The organism is Promicromonospora umidemergens, assembly GCF_024171995.1.
Lineage (GTDB): Bacteria > Actinomycetota > Actinomycetes > Actinomycetales > Cellulomonadaceae > Promicromonospora > Promicromonospora umidemergens.
In genome coordinates this window covers 222,335-236,967 of sequence record NZ_JAMTCT010000005.1, presented here as the reverse complement: position 1 = coordinate 236,967, position 14,633 = coordinate 222,335, and the positions used below count along the sequence as shown (strand labels likewise).

Here is a 14,633-nt window from a genome sequence, read left to right as displayed (position 1 = left end):
GACCTCGCGAGAATGTGAGCGTTAACAGTGGCGCCATACGACCATCGGCGGATCGCCCTGTCAAGCCCTCTCAACAGTCCGCGGCGACCTCAGGGCAGAAAACCCTGGCGCGCTCCGGGGGCTCGTTCGTAGGGTCGGCCGCGATGAATGCCATGACCATGAACGCGACCATGAACGCGATGATCAGAGAGCGTTCCGCCCGCTAGCGGCGCGGAACGCACCCTCACACCCAGCGCGTGCCCCGCGCCGCCGGCTCCCGCCGGGCGGCGCCTTTGTGCTGCCCGGAGCTCAAGAAACCGACGACCTCCGGAGCACACCATGTCGCGCAATCGTTCCTCCCGTACCCATGCCAGCAGCACTGCCCGAACCCCCGCCCGTACGGCCTCGGCCGACCGTGCCCCCGGCACCGCCGACGTCGGGCACCTGCCCGGCGGCGCCCACGAGCTCGGCCAGAACCTCCTGGTCGACCGGCAGGTCATCGACCGGGTGGTCACGCTCGTCGCCGACGGCGACCGCCCCCTGGTCGAATGGGCCGCCGGCCGCGGAGCCGTGACCCTGCCCCTCGCCCGGCTGGGCCGCCCGCTCGAGGCGGTCGAGATCGACCCGCGCTCGGTCGGTCGCCTGGGCCGGGTCGCGCCGGGCAACGTCACCGTGACGCGGGACGACATCCTGCGCCACGCGCCGCCGTCGGCTCACTACGACCTCGTGTGCAACGTGCCGTTCCACCTGACCACCCCGGTGCTGCGGCGCCTGTTCACCCTGACCGGCTGGCAGCGTGCCGTACTGATCACGCAGTGGGAGGTCGCGCGCAAGCGCGCCGCCGTCGGCGGCACCACGCTCCTTACCGTGCAGTGGTGGCCGTGGTTCGCGCCCCGCCTGGACCGGCGCATCCCCGCCGGGGCGTTCCGGCCACGGCCGAGCGTGGACGCCGGCCTGCTCGTGATCGACCGCCGGGCTGACCCACTGCTGCCCGTGCGAGAGCAGCGGGCCTATCAGCGCTTCGCCGCGGCCGTGTTCAACGGACGTGGCCGTGGCCTCCAGGAGATCCTCGTGCGGCACGGGCTCGCGCGGGGCGACGTCCGGCGGTGGGCGCGCGAGCACGGCGTCGGGCCGAGCGCGCTGCCTCACGACCTGGACGCGGGGGCCTGGGTGGGGGCGTACCGCCTGGCCGTCCGGTGATCTGCACCGAGCTGACCAGGGCCGTCACGCGATCCTCAGTGAATCGTCATGTCGGTACGGTCGAATGGTCCCCATGACTGAGAGCGCACCTCGCCGCCCCCGCCGTCGCTGGATCGTAGCTGTCACCTCGGTGGTCGGTGTGCTGGTCGTTCTCGGCGTGATCGGTGAGCTCGTCCTGCGCTACATCATCGATGACCGGATCGAGAGCGCGGCGGCGGAGCTGCCACCCGGAGTGTCGGTCGCCCGGGACGACACCCCGGCCCTCTGGCAGGTGGCTACCGGACGAGCCACGCTGCGGGTCGAGGTGCCGGCCCAGGCCCTCGGCGACGCCGCGCGCGAGGCCACCGACCTGCCCGACATGGAGGTCACGTCGGCGTCGGACGGCCTGGTCGCCCAGATGCCGCTGTCCGTCGCGGGGAGCGAGCAGACCGTCGACGTGCTGCTGTCCGTGGCGGCCGAGGGTGGCCGAGCCGTGCTGCGGGCTGAAAGCGTCCGGCTCGGCGGGCTCACCCTCCCGGTGGACACGCTGGCGGAACAGCTCGACGTCGCCGAGCTGGACCAGCTCGTCGAGGGCGTGGAGTTCCCCGAGGGCGAGAGCCCGGTCGAGATCTCGTCGGCGCAGGCAACCGATGAGGGACTGGAGCTGGGGGCCGAGGTGGCTATGTGGTGACCGACGCGATGACACGGAGGGCGCGCGTGCCACACTGCCCACATGGGTCGACGAACACTGCTCGTGGTCATCGCCGTGCTCGGTACGGTGCCGGTGCTGAGCGGGCTCCTGGGCATCGTGGGCGGGCCGGGGGCGCTGCCCGGCGGTGAGCCGGTGAACGCCACGATCGACAGCGAGTACCGGTTCATCAACGTGTTCTGGCTCGCCGCGGGGCTGCTCATCTGGTGGAGCCTGCGCAGGCCCGAGCAGCGCGCCGACGTGACACGGGTGATCCTCGCGATCGCGTCGCTCGGCGCCGTCCCGCGACTCGTCTCCGTGGCCGTGACGGGCTGGCCGCACCCGGTGTTCGTCGGCGCGCTGGTCCTGGAGCTGCTGGTGGTGCCGCTGGTGATCTGGTGGCACGTGCGCACGTTCCCGCGGCGGGTCCGCGACCGCTCCTGAGGTTGGTTCAGCAGGCGCATCCGGACCGGAATGACCTCGTGAACGGTCGCCAGCAGCCTGCTGAACGAGAGTCAGTTCCGGGCGGCCCCCTCAGCCGGGGACCAGGCTCGCGATCTTCTCGTCACACAGCTCGAGCTCCCGTTGAACCGGTTGCTCGTGACCTGGCTCTACCGAGTGGCCCTACGGCTCGCCCCGCAGCCGCAGCTCGTAGAACCGCCAGAGGTGCTGCAGGTCCGCGGGGATCTCGGAGCCGTCGTAGGGCGGGCGCTCCGTGAACCCGCACGACTCGTAGAGCCGGTGGGCCCCGCGCATGACGCCTCGCGGATCCTGAGCTCGTTCAGCACGCGCGTTCCTTTCCAGGCCGTGGCCGAAACCCTAATCGTTTCACCAGGTAGTTTTCGCCCGGCCGGCCTCCGCACAGTGTTCCTGCACGCGCTGTGGCGGGCTCCGCCAGGCGCACCCGCCCGAGCACCTGGAGGAACCCATGCCCATCCGTGCGCACAAGCGCAGTCTCACGCTGGCCGTCACCGCGGCGCTGGTCGCTCCGCTCGCCATGGTCGCGGCGGTCGCCGCGGACACCGTCACCGCACCCCCGGCAGCCGCCCACGGGTCGGTGACCGACCCGCCTACCCGCAACTACGGGTGCCTCGAGCGCTGGGGCAGCGACCACCTGAACCCCGAGATGGCCGACCTCGACCCGATGTGCTGGGGAGCCTGGCAGCACGACCCCAACGCCATGTGGAACTGGAACGGCCTGTACCGGGAGAACGTGGGCGGCAACCACGAGGCGGTCATCCCGAACGGTCAGCTCTGCTCGGGCGGACGCACCCAGTCGCCCCGGTACGACTACATGGACACCCCCGGCGCGTGGATCGCCAAGGACGTTCCGCAGCAGTTCCACCTCACCCTGACCGACCAGGCGCAGCACGGCGCCGACTACCTGCGCATCTACGTCTCGGAGCCGGGCTTCGACCCGACGACGGAGGCGCTCGGCTGGGACGACGTCGACCTGGTCAAGGAGACCGGCTCGTACCCGGCGCAGGGCACGTACGAGACGGACGTCAACCTGTCCGGGCGCAGCGGCCGCGCCGTCCTGTACACGATCTGGCAGGCCTCCCACCTCGACCAGCCCTACTACCTGTGCTCGGACATCAACATCGGCGGTGGTGCGGCCGCGGCCGACGCACCCGTCGAGACGGCCGGGACGACGGCGTCCCCCGCCGGTCGCCTCGGCCGGCTCGCCTTCTGATCGGAACACGGCAGGACCAGCAGCACCCTTGAGCCACCCGTCGGCCTCGGCCCTTCAATGGGCCGGGGCCGACGCGGTGTCCGGCGGTGTCCGGCGCGGTCCGGAACCCGTCCCTGGCCGCTCGGCGACCAGCCCAAAGCATCGACATGATCGATACCTGAGACAGACCTTGTCTCAGAGTCGTTACGCACGTAATCTGCACCAGGCGGGCGGCTCGCTCGCCCGGAACACGCAGCCGCGCGGCCACTCGGCCGCCCCACGCAGGGAGGACGTCTTGAGCACCGTGCGCTCCGCACTCCCCACCTCGTCGTCCTTCCGGGTCACCGCGCACTGGATGTGCGTAGCAGCCCGCTGCACCCGAGGCTGTCTGTAGAGCGTCCGTCTCCGCGTCCGACCGCGCCGGCACCGCCGAGCGTGGCCAGGCGCCAGCGCGATGCTCCGGCCCCGACCCAGCCCCAGACGCTCCACGCCAGTCCCGAGGCACACGTTCGCGCGACCCCGGGACGACGACGTCGGACAAGCACGACCCGCACCAGCCACACCCGTCACACAGCGAAGGAAGAACAATGGCCCGCATCTACGACGACGCGACCAAGCTGATCGGCAACACGCCGCTCGTGAAGCTCAACAAGCTGACCGAAGGCCTCGAGGCCACCGTCCTGGCCAAGCTCGAGTTCTACAACCCGGCCAACTCCGTGAAGGACCGCATCGGCGTGTCCATCATCGACGCCGCAGTGGCCTCGGGTGAGCTCGAGGAGGGTGGCACGATCGTCGAGGGCACCTCTGGCAACACGGGCATCGCCCTGGCCTGGGTGGGCGCTGCCCGCGGTTACAAGGTCGTCCTTGCGATGCCGGAGACGGCGTCGAAGGAGCGTCGCGCCCTGCTGCGCGCGTACGGCGCCGAGCTCATCCTGACGCCGGGCGCCGAGGGGATGAAGGGTGCGGTGGCCGCAGCGGAGAAGATCGCCGCTGACCGCCCGGGCGCCGTCCTGGCCCGCCAGTTCGCCAACGAGGCGAACGTGCGGATCCACCGCGAGACCACCGCCGAGGAGATCTGGGCCGACACGGACGGCGCCGTCGACATCGTCGTGGCCGGCATCGGCACGGGCGGCACCATCTCCGGCGTCGGCCAGGTGCTCAAGGAGCGGAACCCCGACGTCAAGATCGTCGCGGTCGAGCCGGAGGAGTCGCCCATCCTGAACGGCGGCGCCCCCGGCCCGCACAAGATCCAGGGTCTCGGCGCCAACTTCGTGCCCGAGATCCTCGACACCAAGGTGTACGACGAGGTCCTCGACGTGAACATCGCGTCGGCCCTCGAGTTCGCGCGCCGCGCCGCCCGGGAGGAGGGCCTGCTCGTCGGCATCTCGTCGGGTGCGGCGCTGTTCGCCGCCCTGGAGGTCGCGAAGCGGCCGGAGAGCGCCGGCAAGACGATCGTCGTGGTCGTCCCCGACTTCGGCGAGCGCTACCTGTCCACCCCGCTGTTCGAGGGCCTGGTCGACTGATGACGGGGGTGCGCGGGCTGTTCCAGGTCCTCGCCGAGGATCTTGACGCCGCGCGCGCCCACGACCCGGCCGCGCGGTCCCGCCTGGAGGTCGCCCTCGCCTACCCGGGAGTGCACGCCCTCTGGGCCTACCGCGCGGCGCACCGCCTGTGGCGGATGCCGCCGATGCGCCTGCCCGCGCGACTGCTCTCGCAGCTCGCGCGGGCGGCGACCGGGATCGAGATCCACCCGGGCGCCCGGCTGGGGCACCGGCTGTTCATCGACCACGGCATGGGTGTGGTGATCGGCGAGACCACGGTGGTGGGCGACGACGTCATGCTCTACCACGGCGTCACGCTGGGCGGCCGGTCGCTGAACCGGGGCAAGCGGCACCCGACCCTCGGCGACCGGGTGACCGTCGGCGCCGGCGCGAAGGTGCTGGGCCCGGTGTGGGTCGGTGACGACGTGCAGATCGGTGCCAACGCCGTCGTCGTGAAGGACGTACCCGCTGGAGCCGTCGCGGTGGGGATCCCCGCGCGGATCCGCGTCCCGGACGCACCCGTGGCGGAGCGCCCCCGCAACGAGGACCCGTCGGAGCTCATCGAGTACGTGATCTGACGCAGCGACCGTGTGGTCGGTAGAAAGTCAGGAGATCGGCGGCTCGGGCTGCCGATCTCCTGACTTCTTGCCGACCACTCCGCTCTGCTCCTCCGCCAGCGCACGGGGCGCCTTGGCGAGCCAGGCGTCCACCAGGGCCTCGCGCAGCTCGTCCTCGCCCACGACGTCGAGCTGCACCAGCACCGCCGGAAATTCGGCGAAGTGCGGAATCGTGAAGAATCCCGGCCGCGCCTCGGCCAGAACGGCTTCCTTCTCCTCGAGGTCCTCGACCACGACGCCGAGGATCGGGCCCGCCGGGACGGGCTCGTCACCGAACCGCTTGAGGTCGGCCTTGCTGAACGGGCGCTCCCACGCGAACCTCTTCCCCGCCACGGACCAGGCGCGGTGGCCGTAGCTCGTGCCCTCGGTGGTCTCGGGCAGCGCAAGGACAAGCCGGGCGACGTCGTCGTAGATGGCCACGCCCCCACGGTACTCAGGGTGCGGATGGTCGGTAGTACGTCAGGAGATCGGCAGCCCAAGGTGCCGATCTCCTGACGTTCTGCCGACCGTCTGCCGCCCACCTGCCGACCACACGGCGGAGACCGGTAGGGTGTGGCAGTACCTGGGACGTGACGTCTCAGATACTGACGTTCCCACGACGAGGTGACCCCCATGCGCATCGGATTCCAGACCGGTTACTGGTCCCGCAAGCCCCCCAAGGGCATCCAGCAGTTCATCCAGGCCGCCGACCGGCTCGGCCTCGACTCGGTCTGGACCGCCGAGGCCTACGGGTCCGACGCCTTCTCCCCGTTGGCCTGGTGGGGCTCCCGCACCAGGAACGTGCGCCTGGGCACGGGCATCGCCCAGCTGTCGGCCCGCACGCCGACGGCGACCGCCATGCAGGCCCTCACGATGGATCACCTGTCCAAGGGCCGGTTCGTGCTGGGGCTCGGCGCCTCGGGTCCGCAGGTCGTCGAGGGCTGGTACGGCCAGCCGTACAAGCGGCCGCTGGCCCGCACACGCGAGTACGTCGACATCGTCCGGCAGGTGATGCGCCGCGAGGCGCCCGTCGCCCACGACGGCTCCTTCTACCAGCTGCCGCTGCCTACGGAGACACCGGGTGCGATGGGGCTGGGCAAGGCCCTCAAGCCGACGGTGCACCCGTTCCGCCCCGAGATCCCCATCGTCCTGGCCGCGCAGGGCCCCAAGAACGTGGCCCTCGCCGCCGAGATCGCCGACGGCTGGATGGCCGGCTTCTACGCGCCCCGCATGGACGACGAGTTCCGCGCGCTGCTCGCCGAGGGTTTCGACGCCCGCGCGGAGGAGCGTTCACCGGCCGACGAGTTCGAGGTAGCGGCGACCGTCCCCGTCGTCGTGCGGGACGACGTCGAGGCCGCCGCCGACGTCATCCGCCCGCACATCGCGCTGTACGCGGGCGGGATGGGGGCCAAGGAGGCGAACTTCCACAAGCAGTCGCTCGACCGGCTCGGCTACAAGGAGCCGCTCGACAAGGTGCAGGAGCTGTACCTCGCCGGGCGCAAGGAGGAGGCGGCCGCTGCCGTGCCGACGCAGCTCGTCGAGGAGATCGCGCTGGTCGGGCCGATCGACAAGATCCGCCGCGAGCTGCCCACCTGGGAGCGCACCGCGATCACCACCCTGCTCGTGCAGGGCGACCCTGCCTCGATGCTCGCGCTGCTCGCGGCGTCGCAGGACGCGTCGCTCGGCGGCCGCGTCCGCTCGACGACGGGCGCCCTCCTGTCGAGGGTCGCCCCGAAGAAGGTCTGACCCGCGGGCCCCGTCGAGTGCTGGGTATCTGTGCGTCCAGGGCCGTCGGCTCCACACATGGCCAGCACTCAGCGAGGGTTATGGCAGGACGGTGATGCGGCCCTCCGTCGCGACGTCGATCGTGGCCAGCGTGCGGGCGTGGCCCGCGATCACCTCCGCGTCGACCGGAGCGTCGCCGAGCGGTACGAGCACCTCGGCGTCGCCGAACCCGCTGACGCCGTCGCCGCCCCCTGCCACGTAGGCGGTCACGGCGACGGTGTAGGTGGCGGCCAGGTCGAGCGGAGCACCGCCGACGCTGACCTCGCGCACGCGCGCTCCCACCGGGGCGGACGGCGAGTAGGAGTACACCATGCCGGAGACTTGCGGGAACCCGCCGCCGGCGTCCTGCACGCGGGAGACCGCGTCCTCAAGGGACTGGCGCAGGCCCGCTCCGCTGACCCGTACCTTCAGCACCCGGTTGGCGAACGGGGCGATCGAGTAGGCGTCGCGCAGCGTGAACACGGGCCCGGGCGCCTCGGCCCGCAGTCCGCCGCCGTTCACCCAGCCGACGTCGGCCCCGTGCCGCTCCCTGAACGCGTCGGCGACGAAGTTGCCCAGCGCGGTCTCCTGGGACCGGCTGATCTGACCCGGGTTGAGCAGGGGCGTCCGCACGTCGGCCAGGACCTCGGAGAGCCGTTCGTCCATCTCGGCCGCGTAGCGCTCCTCGACCTGGCGCAGCTCCGGGTCGGGCGTGACCGTGTGGTCCACCTCGACCACGGACGGCGCCACCACGTGCGCCCCGCGGCGCTTGGTGATGTCCAGGCGGACGAGCGAGCCGATGTTCCCCTCCGACGCCATGAGCGGCACGTCGCCCTCGTACTCGATCACCGAGTCGTACTCCGCCATCTCCTCGCCGAACACGGCGTCCAGCTCCGGAACCGCCCGGACGAGCTCGCGGTTCTCGTCCAGCGGGTACTGGGTGACGGCCACGACCACGTCCACCTTGGCGTGGGCCGTCAGGTCGGCGACGGCGGCGCGCGTCGCCTCGACCGGGTCCGTCTCGACGAGGTCCCCGGCGGCCGACGTCGTCTCGATCGCGTCCGTGAGGCCCACGAACCCGACGCGGACCTTGCCCACCCGCTGCACCGCCCAGGTGCCGCCCTCGACGAAGGGCGCGCCGGCGGTGTCGGTCAGGTTGGACGTGATCCACGGGAAGTCGGACGCCGCGACCAGGTCGCGCGCGTGGTCCACGCCGAAGTCGAAGTCGTGCTGCCCGAAGTTCGCCAGGTCGACACCCACCTCGCCCAGCGCCTCGACCATCGGCACGCCCCTGTACAGGCCACCGAAGAGCGTGCCGCCGGCCAGGTCTCCGCCGAAGACGACGGCCGTGGCCGGGTTCTGCTCCTCGACGGTGCGCACGGCCGTGGCCAGGCGGGCGACGCCGCCACGGTCCTGGCCGCCGGTCAGCACCGGACCGATCTCGTGCGCGTCGTGGAAGTACAGGAGGGTCGCGGTGTGCTTGGCGTGATCAGGGCCTGGATCGGCGGCAGCGGGCGCCAGGCCCGACGTGGCCAGGCCGGACACGAGCAGCAGGGTTGCCAGAGCCCCGGTGGTGCGGGCAAGGGGGCTGTGCATGGCGGTACCTCCGACGGCGGATCAGGTTCGGCTCGGCACGCTAGTCCTCGGCCGTGAACGGTGCGGTTCCCAGCGCGTGAACGGTGGGTGACTCCGGATCCTCCGGGAACCAGACCGCTCGGCGCAGGTTCACGCGGCGGCCGTCCCCGGACAGCGGGCAGCCCTCGGCGCGCAGCGCGTCCAGGGCCTCGGTCACGTGATGCTGTGGCGGGGACCCTGCGGCATTGACGACACGCCACCACGGGACGCGGTCGCCGTCCGGTTCGGCGCCGTCGTCGTCGGGTACGAGGTGCGCGTACCGGTCGCCGGACCCGGCCATGACGCTCCCGACCTGACGTGGCCCGCCGCGGCCGAGCTGCTCGCCCACGATCTCGGCGACCAGCCCGTACGTCATGGCGCGGCCGGACGGTATGCGCCGGACGACGTCGAGCACGGCGGCGGCGTACTCCTCGACGTCGGTGAGCTGGTTTCCGGGCGGCGGGTCGGTCACGGATGCGATCGTAGACGGAGCCGGTACTGATGCTTCTTCAGCAGGCTCGACGGGGCCGCAGCCGGCCCGGTGATGGTCGCCGGAAGCCTGCTGAACGCAGCTCAGCCCGTATCCCCTCAGGGGAATTTGCTTGCGCCCGGTGCGACGATCACAGCATGGCCTTTCCCCAGATCGCTCTGCCCGCCGGATACCGCTGGCGCACCCTGACGTCGGACGACCGCCGCCTCGTGACCGAGCTGGACACCTGGGCGTTCCCGTCGGGGACCTCCCACGACGACCTCGACGCCGCTCCGTCGCCCCTGACCTGGGACCGCGCGATCGCCGTCGAGGCCGAAGGCTTCGACGGGCTCGTCGCGATGCACGCGTCGTACCCGTTCGAGCACTTCCCGGTACCAGGAGCCGAGCTGCCGACGGCCGGCCTGACCTGGGTGGGCGTGCACCCGCAGCACCGCCGTCGCGGCCTGCTGACGGCGATGATCGACCTGCACCTGGCACGCACCGCCGAGCGCGGCGAGCCGCTCAGTGCCCTGTTCGCCGCCGAGGCCGCGATCTACGGCCGGTTCGGCTACGGCCACGCGGCCGACGACCTGCGCCTGGACGTACCGCGGGGCGCCGCCCTGCGCGACGTGCCGGGCGCCGAGCGGCACACCGTCCGGGTCGAGGTGGCCTCCCGCGAGCGGCACGGCGACCTGGTCGACCGCCTGCACCGCGCCGCCGGCGCCACCCCGACAGGCATCCCTGGCATCAACCGTCCCGGCTGGGTGACGCGCGAGACCGAGGCCCTGCAGGCCCTGCACTGGGACGACGCTCCCGTCCAGCGCAGCGGACACGAGTCCCGGCGCATCCTGATCGCCGAGCTCGACGGCGAGCCACGGGGCTACGTGACGTTCCGGCGATCCCTGAAGTGGGAGCCAACGGGCGCGCGCGGGCACGTCAGCACCGGCGAGGTGGTCGCGGCCGACGGCGCCGCCGCCCGCGCCCTGTGGGGCGCGCTGCTCGACCTCGACCTGACGAACGAGGTCAGCCCGTTCACCCTCCCCGTCGACGACGTCGTCACGCAGCTCCTGGTGAACCTGCGCGCCGCCGCGCCGCGCACCCCGGACAACCTCTGGGTCCGGCTGGTCGACGTCGGCGCGGCGCTCGCCGGACGCCGGTACGCGGCCGACGTCGACGTCACGCTCGCCGTGACCGACACCCGGCTGCCCGCCAACAGCGGCGTCTACCGGCTGCAGGCCGAGGCGTTCGGGCAGGCGTCGGTGGAGCGCGTCGACCCGGAGTTCGACGCCCCGGAGCTCTCGCTCGACGTGCGCGAGCTGGGCGCCGCCTACCTCGGCGGCAAGTCGCTCGCGGTGCTGGCAGCCGCAGGCCTCGTCACCGTGCACGACCGCCCGGGACAGCGCCGGAACCCGCTGGCGAGCGCGAGCACCGCGTTCGGCTGGCCGGTAGCACCGGGAGCCTCCTGGGTGTTCTAGCACCCCGCGGGGGTCAGGTCTGGCAGGTCTCGCACCAGAAGAGGTTGCGGCCGGCCAGCTCCTTGACCAGCACGGGCGTCCCGCAGATCCGGCACGGCAGACCTGCGCGGTGGTAGACGTAGAACGCCTGGTCGGAGGGCACCGCGCCCGGCGTCCCGTCGGTGTTCTGCCGGGTCCGGCCCCGACCCTCCGGAGGTAGAGCCTCCTCCGGTGGTCGACCCGGTCGCGACCCGCGGTCCTCGGGCCGTGTCGTGACGATCGCGCCCCGGTCGGCGCCGTCGCGCATGAGGACCACGAGGTCGTCCCAGATCACGCGGAGCACCGCGGCGGGCACGTCCCGCCCGGGCCGCAACGGGTCGACGCCGGCCCGGAAGAGCACCTCGGCGCGGTAGATGTTCCCAGCTCCCGAGATGACCACCTGGTCCATCAGCTGCTGCGCGATCGTGACCCTCGACCGGCCGACCCGGGCCACGAAGGCCTCGACGTCGCCGTCGTCCCGGATGGGATCGGGGCCGAGCCGCGCCTCGACCGCCCTCTTCTCCTCGGGCGTGATGACCTCGCAGGCCGTGGGTCCGGTGAGATCGGCGACGGCGTGGTCGCCGAGCAGCCGCACCCGCACCTGCCCGCGCGGCTCGGGCACGACCCAGTCGCTGGTCGACCCATCGCTGGTCGATCCTTCGCTGGTCGATCCTTCGCTGGTCGATCCTTCGGTGGCGGCCGGGGGCGCCGTCGTCTCCCGTTCGCCGATGCGCTTGCGAGGTGCGCCGATCGCGTGGACCACCTCCGGCGTGTCCGGGGCACCCGCGAACGTCCACGCCCCGTACAACCCGAGATGGATGCGGAGCCACAACACGTCAGAAGCTGACGTCATGCCGGTGACTTCAGCGTCTGACCCGTCGGCGGGCGCGAAGCCCAGGAAGAGCTGCTTGCCCCAGGCCTCGCTCGCCACCAGCCGACGCCCCGAGAGCACGGCGGCGCCGTCGGCGAACCGCCCCTGCGGGCTGCTCACCCGTAGGGTCTGCCCGGCGTAGAGCGAGGCGAACGTCCGCGCGAGGCGGTGGACGGTGTGGCCCTCAGGCACGCTTCGTCTCGTAGTCGGCGAGCTGGTCGATCCGGCGCTGGTGCCGCTCGTCGCCGCTGAACGGCTCGGCGACGAAAGCCTCGACGAACGCCGCCGAGTCCTCCAGCGAGTGCATGCGTCCGCCAACGGCGATCACGTTCGCGTCGTTGTGCTGGCGGCCCAGCTTCGCGGTCTCCAGCGACCACGCGAGGACGGCGCGGACACCGGTCACCTTGTTCGCGGCGATCTGCTCACCGTTGCCCGAGCCGCCGATCACGATGCCGAGCGAGCCCGGGTCTGCGACGACGGCTTCGCCGGCGGCGATGCAGAAGGCGGGGTAGTCGTCCAGGGGGTCGTGCTCGTGGGCCCCGTGGTCGATCACCTCGTGCCCGGCTGTGGTGAGGTGCTGCACCAGGTGCTGCTTGAGGTCGTACCCGGCGTGGTCGGCGGCGATGTGCAGGCGCATGAGCTCCATTCTTCCTCATCGGCGACGCGGTACGCGCAGCACGGTCGAGGCAGGCGCGCGTTGCGTACCCTGGCGCAATGACCACCGACGCCACGGGTCTCACGTCGGGCATCGACCTCGACGCGCTCGACCCCGCAACCCGCCCACAGGACGACCTGTACCGCCACGTCAACGGGCGGTGGATCGACTCGCACGAGATCCCCGCCGACCGCGCCATGGACGGCGCCTTCCGCGACCTCTACGACAAGGCAGAGGTGCACGTCCGCGAGATCATCCAGGACGCGCCGACCGGTTCCAAGATCGGTGACCTGTACGCGAGCTTCATGGACACCGACCGCATCGCCGAGCTCGACACCGCTCCCCTGGCCGAGGACTTCGCGCTGATCCAGGGCGCCCGCAACATGGCGGCCCTGACCCAGGCGCTGGGCACGCTGCAGCGCACGGGTGGCACCGCCGGTGTCCGCTTCTGGGTCGACAACGACGCGACCGACCCGGAGAAGTACGTCGTCTACCTGCGGCAGTCCGGGATCGGCCTGCCCGACGAGGCGTACTACCGCGAGGACCAGTACGCCCCGATCCGCAAGAAGTACCTGCCGCACGTGGCCAGGATGCTGCGCTTCGCAGGTGTCCACGAGACGTGGGGCATCTCCTCCGACGACGCCGCCAGCCGGGTCTTCGACCTCGAGAAGCGGCTCGCCGCCCATCACTGGGACGTGGTGCGCGACCGCGACGCCACCCTCACCTACAACCCGATGACGCTCACCGACCTCGTCGCGTCGGCACCGGGCTTCGACTGGGCGGCCTGGGCAGAGGCCCTCGGCGTGCCAGAGGGCGCGTTCGACCACCTCGTGGTGCGCGAGCCGGACTTCGCGACCGGCTTCGCCGCCCTGTGGCGCGAGCTGTCCGTGCTGGACTGGCAGCTCTGGATGACGTACCACGTGATCAGCGCCCGGGCGCCGTACCTGGCGGACCCGATCGTCGAGGCCAACTTCGACTTCTACGGCCGCACCCTCACCGGTGCGCAGGAGGTGCGCGAGCGCTGGAAGCGGGGCGTCGCGCTCGTCGAGGGCGCGCTCGGTGAGGTAGTGGGCTCCGAGTACGTCGCGCGGCACTTCCCGCCGGCGAACAAGGCCAAGATGGACCGTCTCGTGGATGCCCTCGTGGTGGCCTACCGGGAGTCCATCGAGGGTCTCGACTGGATGACCGGCGAGACCAAGGCCAAGGCCCTGACCAAGCTCGAGAAGTTCACACCCAAGGTCGGGTATCCCGTGAAGTGGCGGGACTACTCCGGGTTCGAGGTGGACGCCGCGGACCTGGTGGGCAACGTCCGGCGCTCCAACGCGTTCGACCAGGACTACGAGCTGGCGAAGATCGGCAAGCCCCTGGACCGCGACGAGTGGTTCATGACGCCGCAGACCGTCAACGCGTACTACAACCCCGGCATGAACGAGATCGTGTTCCCCGCGGCGATCCTGCAGCCGCCGTTCTTCGACCCCGAGGCCGACGACGCCGTGAACTTCGGCGGGATCGGCGGCGTCATCGGGCACGAGATCGGGCACGGCTTCGACGACCAGGGCTCCAAGTACGACGGCGACGGCCGCCTCGAGGACTGGTGGACCGACGCCGACCGCACCGAGTTCGAGAAGCGCACGAGCGCACTGGTCGCACAGTACGACCGGTTCCGTCCGGCGCAGCTCGCGGCGGCAGCCGCCGGCAGCGGCGAGAAGGGCGAGGACGGCGCCGCCGAGGACGTGCACGTCAACGGCAACCTCACGATCGGCGAGAACATCGGCGACCTCGGTGGGCTGTCGATCGCGCTCAAGGCCTACCGGATCGCGCTCGGCAAGCCCCTTCAGGAGGCACCGGTCGTCGACGGGCTGACGGCGCTGGAGCGGATCTTCCTCGGCTGGGCGCAGGTCTGGCAGTCCAAGGGCCGGGACGAGGAGGTGCTCCGCCGGCTCGCGACGGACCCGCACTCCCCCAACGAGTTCCGCTGCAACGGCGTGGTGCGCAACGTGGACGAGTTCTACGCGACGTACGACGTCAAGCCGGGCGACGCCCTGTACCTCCCGGAAGAGGACCGCGTCCGCATCTGGTAGCCCGATCCCCTGCCCGGGGCATCGCCCGATC

15 protein-coding genes are annotated in these 14,633 nt (G+C 71.7%); 9 read left to right on the top strand and 6 right to left on the bottom strand.

Translation table 11 applies throughout. The features are described from left to right. The first annotated feature begins 318 nt into the window (after positions 1–318). The 3 genes from erm (at position 319) to APR04_RS11235 (ending at position 2,290) form a co-directional block, all read left to right on the top strand. On the top strand, positions 319–1,179 hold the full coding sequence (gene erm, locus APR04_RS11245) for a 23S ribosomal RNA methyltransferase Erm (RefSeq protein ID WP_253870223.1): 861 nt from the start codon (positions 319–321) through the stop codon (positions 1,177–1,179). A gap of 73 nt (positions 1,180–1,252) precedes the next feature. After that, positions 1,253–1,849, top strand: a complete 597-nt coding sequence (locus APR04_RS11240) for a hypothetical protein (RefSeq protein ID WP_253870220.1) — start codon at positions 1,253–1,255, stop codon at positions 1,847–1,849. Positions 1,850–1,891: 42 nt separating this feature from the next. Continuing rightward, positions 1,892–2,290 (top strand): DUF4345 domain-containing protein, encoded by a 399-nt coding sequence (locus tag APR04_RS11235; RefSeq protein ID WP_253870217.1) that lies wholly within the window; start codon positions 1,892–1,894, stop codon positions 2,288–2,290. Positions 2,291–2,470: 180 nt separating this feature from the next. Here APR04_RS11235 and APR04_RS30485 read toward each other — a convergent pair whose 3' ends face one another. Then, on the bottom strand, positions 2,471–2,602 hold the full coding sequence (locus tag APR04_RS30485) for a hypothetical protein (protein WP_301312357.1): 132 nt from the start codon (positions 2,600–2,602) through the stop codon (positions 2,471–2,473). A 172-nt stretch (positions 2,603–2,774) separates the two neighbouring features. Here APR04_RS30485 and APR04_RS11230 point away from each other — a divergent pair, with 172 nt between their 5' ends. The 3 genes from APR04_RS11230 to epsC all read left to right on the top strand — a co-directional run bounded on the left by APR04_RS11230 (position 2,775) and on the right by epsC (position 5,637). Next, complete coding sequence (locus APR04_RS11230) at positions 2,775–3,539, top strand: lytic polysaccharide monooxygenase auxiliary activity family 9 protein (RefSeq protein ID WP_253870214.1); 765 nt, start codon at positions 2,775–2,777, stop codon at positions 3,537–3,539. Between the two features lie 566 nt (positions 3,540–4,105). Then, the gene (cysK, locus tag APR04_RS11225) at positions 4,106–5,041 is read left to right on the top strand and encodes a cysteine synthase A (protein ID WP_253870211.1); all 936 of its coding nucleotides are present in this window, start codon (positions 4,106–4,108) and stop codon (positions 5,039–5,041) included. After that, positions 5,041–5,637, top strand: coding sequence for a serine O-acetyltransferase EpsC (gene epsC, locus APR04_RS11220; protein WP_253870209.1), 597 nt, complete (start codon positions 5,041–5,043; stop codon positions 5,635–5,637). The genes cysK and epsC overlap by 1 nt, the downstream gene beginning before the upstream one ends. A 27-nt stretch (positions 5,638–5,664) precedes the next feature. Here the strand turns inward: epsC and APR04_RS11215 are convergent, their stop codons facing one another. Next, positions 5,665–6,096, bottom strand: coding sequence for an MmcQ/YjbR family DNA-binding protein (locus tag APR04_RS11215; protein ID WP_253870207.1), 432 nt, complete (start codon positions 6,094–6,096; stop codon positions 5,665–5,667). 192 nt (positions 6,097–6,288) lie between these two features. On the opposite strand from APR04_RS11215, the gene APR04_RS11210 reads away from it, so the two are divergent. Beyond that, complete coding sequence (locus tag APR04_RS11210; protein ID WP_253870205.1) at positions 6,289–7,401, top strand: LLM class F420-dependent oxidoreductase; 1,113 nt, start codon at positions 6,289–6,291, stop codon at positions 7,399–7,401. Between the two features lie 78 nt (positions 7,402–7,479). Here APR04_RS11210 and APR04_RS11205 read toward each other — a convergent pair whose 3' ends face one another. Beyond that, entirely contained in the window at positions 7,480–9,015 is a 1,536-nt protein-coding gene (locus APR04_RS11205) for a bifunctional metallophosphatase/5'-nucleotidase (RefSeq protein WP_253870203.1), read from the bottom strand. A 40-nt stretch (positions 9,016–9,055) separates the two neighbouring features. Continuing rightward, positions 9,056–9,505 (bottom strand): MGMT family protein, encoded by a 450-nt coding sequence (locus tag APR04_RS11200; protein ID WP_308292342.1) that lies wholly within the window; start codon positions 9,503–9,505, stop codon positions 9,056–9,058. Positions 9,506–9,660: 155 nt separating this feature from the next. Here APR04_RS11200 and APR04_RS11195 point away from each other — a divergent pair, with 155 nt between their 5' ends. Further along, on the top strand, positions 9,661–10,977 hold the full coding sequence (locus APR04_RS11195; RefSeq protein WP_253870201.1) for a GNAT family N-acetyltransferase: 1,317 nt from the start codon (positions 9,661–9,663) through the stop codon (positions 10,975–10,977). A 13-nt stretch (positions 10,978–10,990) separates the two neighbouring features. Here the strand turns inward: APR04_RS11195 and APR04_RS11190 are convergent, their stop codons facing one another. Continuing rightward, positions 10,991–12,058, bottom strand: a complete 1,068-nt coding sequence (locus APR04_RS11190) for an Fpg/Nei family DNA glycosylase (RefSeq protein ID WP_253870199.1) — start codon at positions 12,056–12,058, stop codon at positions 10,991–10,993. After that, the gene (locus APR04_RS11185; protein WP_253870197.1) at positions 12,051–12,503 is read right to left on the bottom strand and encodes a ribose-5-phosphate isomerase; all 453 of its coding nucleotides are present in this window, start codon (positions 12,501–12,503) and stop codon (positions 12,051–12,053) included. The genes APR04_RS11190 and APR04_RS11185 overlap by 8 nt, the downstream gene beginning before the upstream one ends. A 77-nt stretch (positions 12,504–12,580) precedes the next feature. Here APR04_RS11185 and APR04_RS11180 point away from each other — a divergent pair, with 77 nt between their 5' ends. Further along, positions 12,581–14,602 carry a M13 family metallopeptidase gene (locus APR04_RS11180; RefSeq protein WP_253870194.1) on the top strand — a complete coding sequence of 674 codons (2,022 nt, stop codon included), beginning with the start codon at positions 12,581–12,583 and terminating at the stop codon, positions 14,600–14,602. Positions 14,603–14,633 lie beyond the last annotated feature (31 nt).

Excerpts from the sequence above, each read along its gene's own strand:
- APR04_RS11230 (WP_253870214.1), top strand. The coding sequence starts at position 2,775 with ATGCCCATCCGTGCGCACAAGCGCAGTCTCACGCTGGCCGTCACCGCG.
- APR04_RS11205 (WP_253870203.1), bottom strand. The coding sequence starts at position 9,015 with ATGCACAGCCCCCTTGCCCGCACCACCGGGGCTCTGGCAACCCTGCTG.
- APR04_RS30485 (WP_301312357.1), bottom strand. The coding sequence starts at position 2,602 with ATGCGCGGGGCCCACCGGCTCTACGAGTCGTGCGGGTTCACGGAGCGC.
- cysK (WP_253870211.1), top strand. The coding sequence starts at position 4,106 with ATGGCCCGCATCTACGACGACGCGACCAAGCTGATCGGCAACACGCCG.
- APR04_RS11235 (WP_253870217.1), top strand. The coding sequence starts at position 1,892 with ATGGGTCGACGAACACTGCTCGTGGTCATCGCCGTGCTCGGTACGGTG.
- APR04_RS11180 (WP_253870194.1), top strand. The coding sequence starts at position 12,581 with ATGACCACCGACGCCACGGGTCTCACGTCGGGCATCGACCTCGACGCG.
- epsC (WP_253870209.1), top strand. The coding sequence starts at position 5,041 with ATGACGGGGGTGCGCGGGCTGTTCCAGGTCCTCGCCGAGGATCTTGAC.
- APR04_RS11195 (WP_253870201.1), top strand. The coding sequence starts at position 9,661 with ATGGCCTTTCCCCAGATCGCTCTGCCCGCCGGATACCGCTGGCGCACC.
- erm (WP_253870223.1), top strand. The coding sequence starts at position 319 with ATGTCGCGCAATCGTTCCTCCCGTACCCATGCCAGCAGCACTGCCCGA.
- APR04_RS11210 (WP_253870205.1), top strand. The coding sequence starts at position 6,289 with ATGCGCATCGGATTCCAGACCGGTTACTGGTCCCGCAAGCCCCCCAAG.
- APR04_RS11240 (WP_253870220.1), top strand. The coding sequence starts at position 1,253 with ATGACTGAGAGCGCACCTCGCCGCCCCCGCCGTCGCTGGATCGTAGCT.
- APR04_RS11185 (WP_253870197.1), bottom strand. The coding sequence starts at position 12,503 with ATGCGCCTGCACATCGCCGCCGACCACGCCGGGTACGACCTCAAGCAG.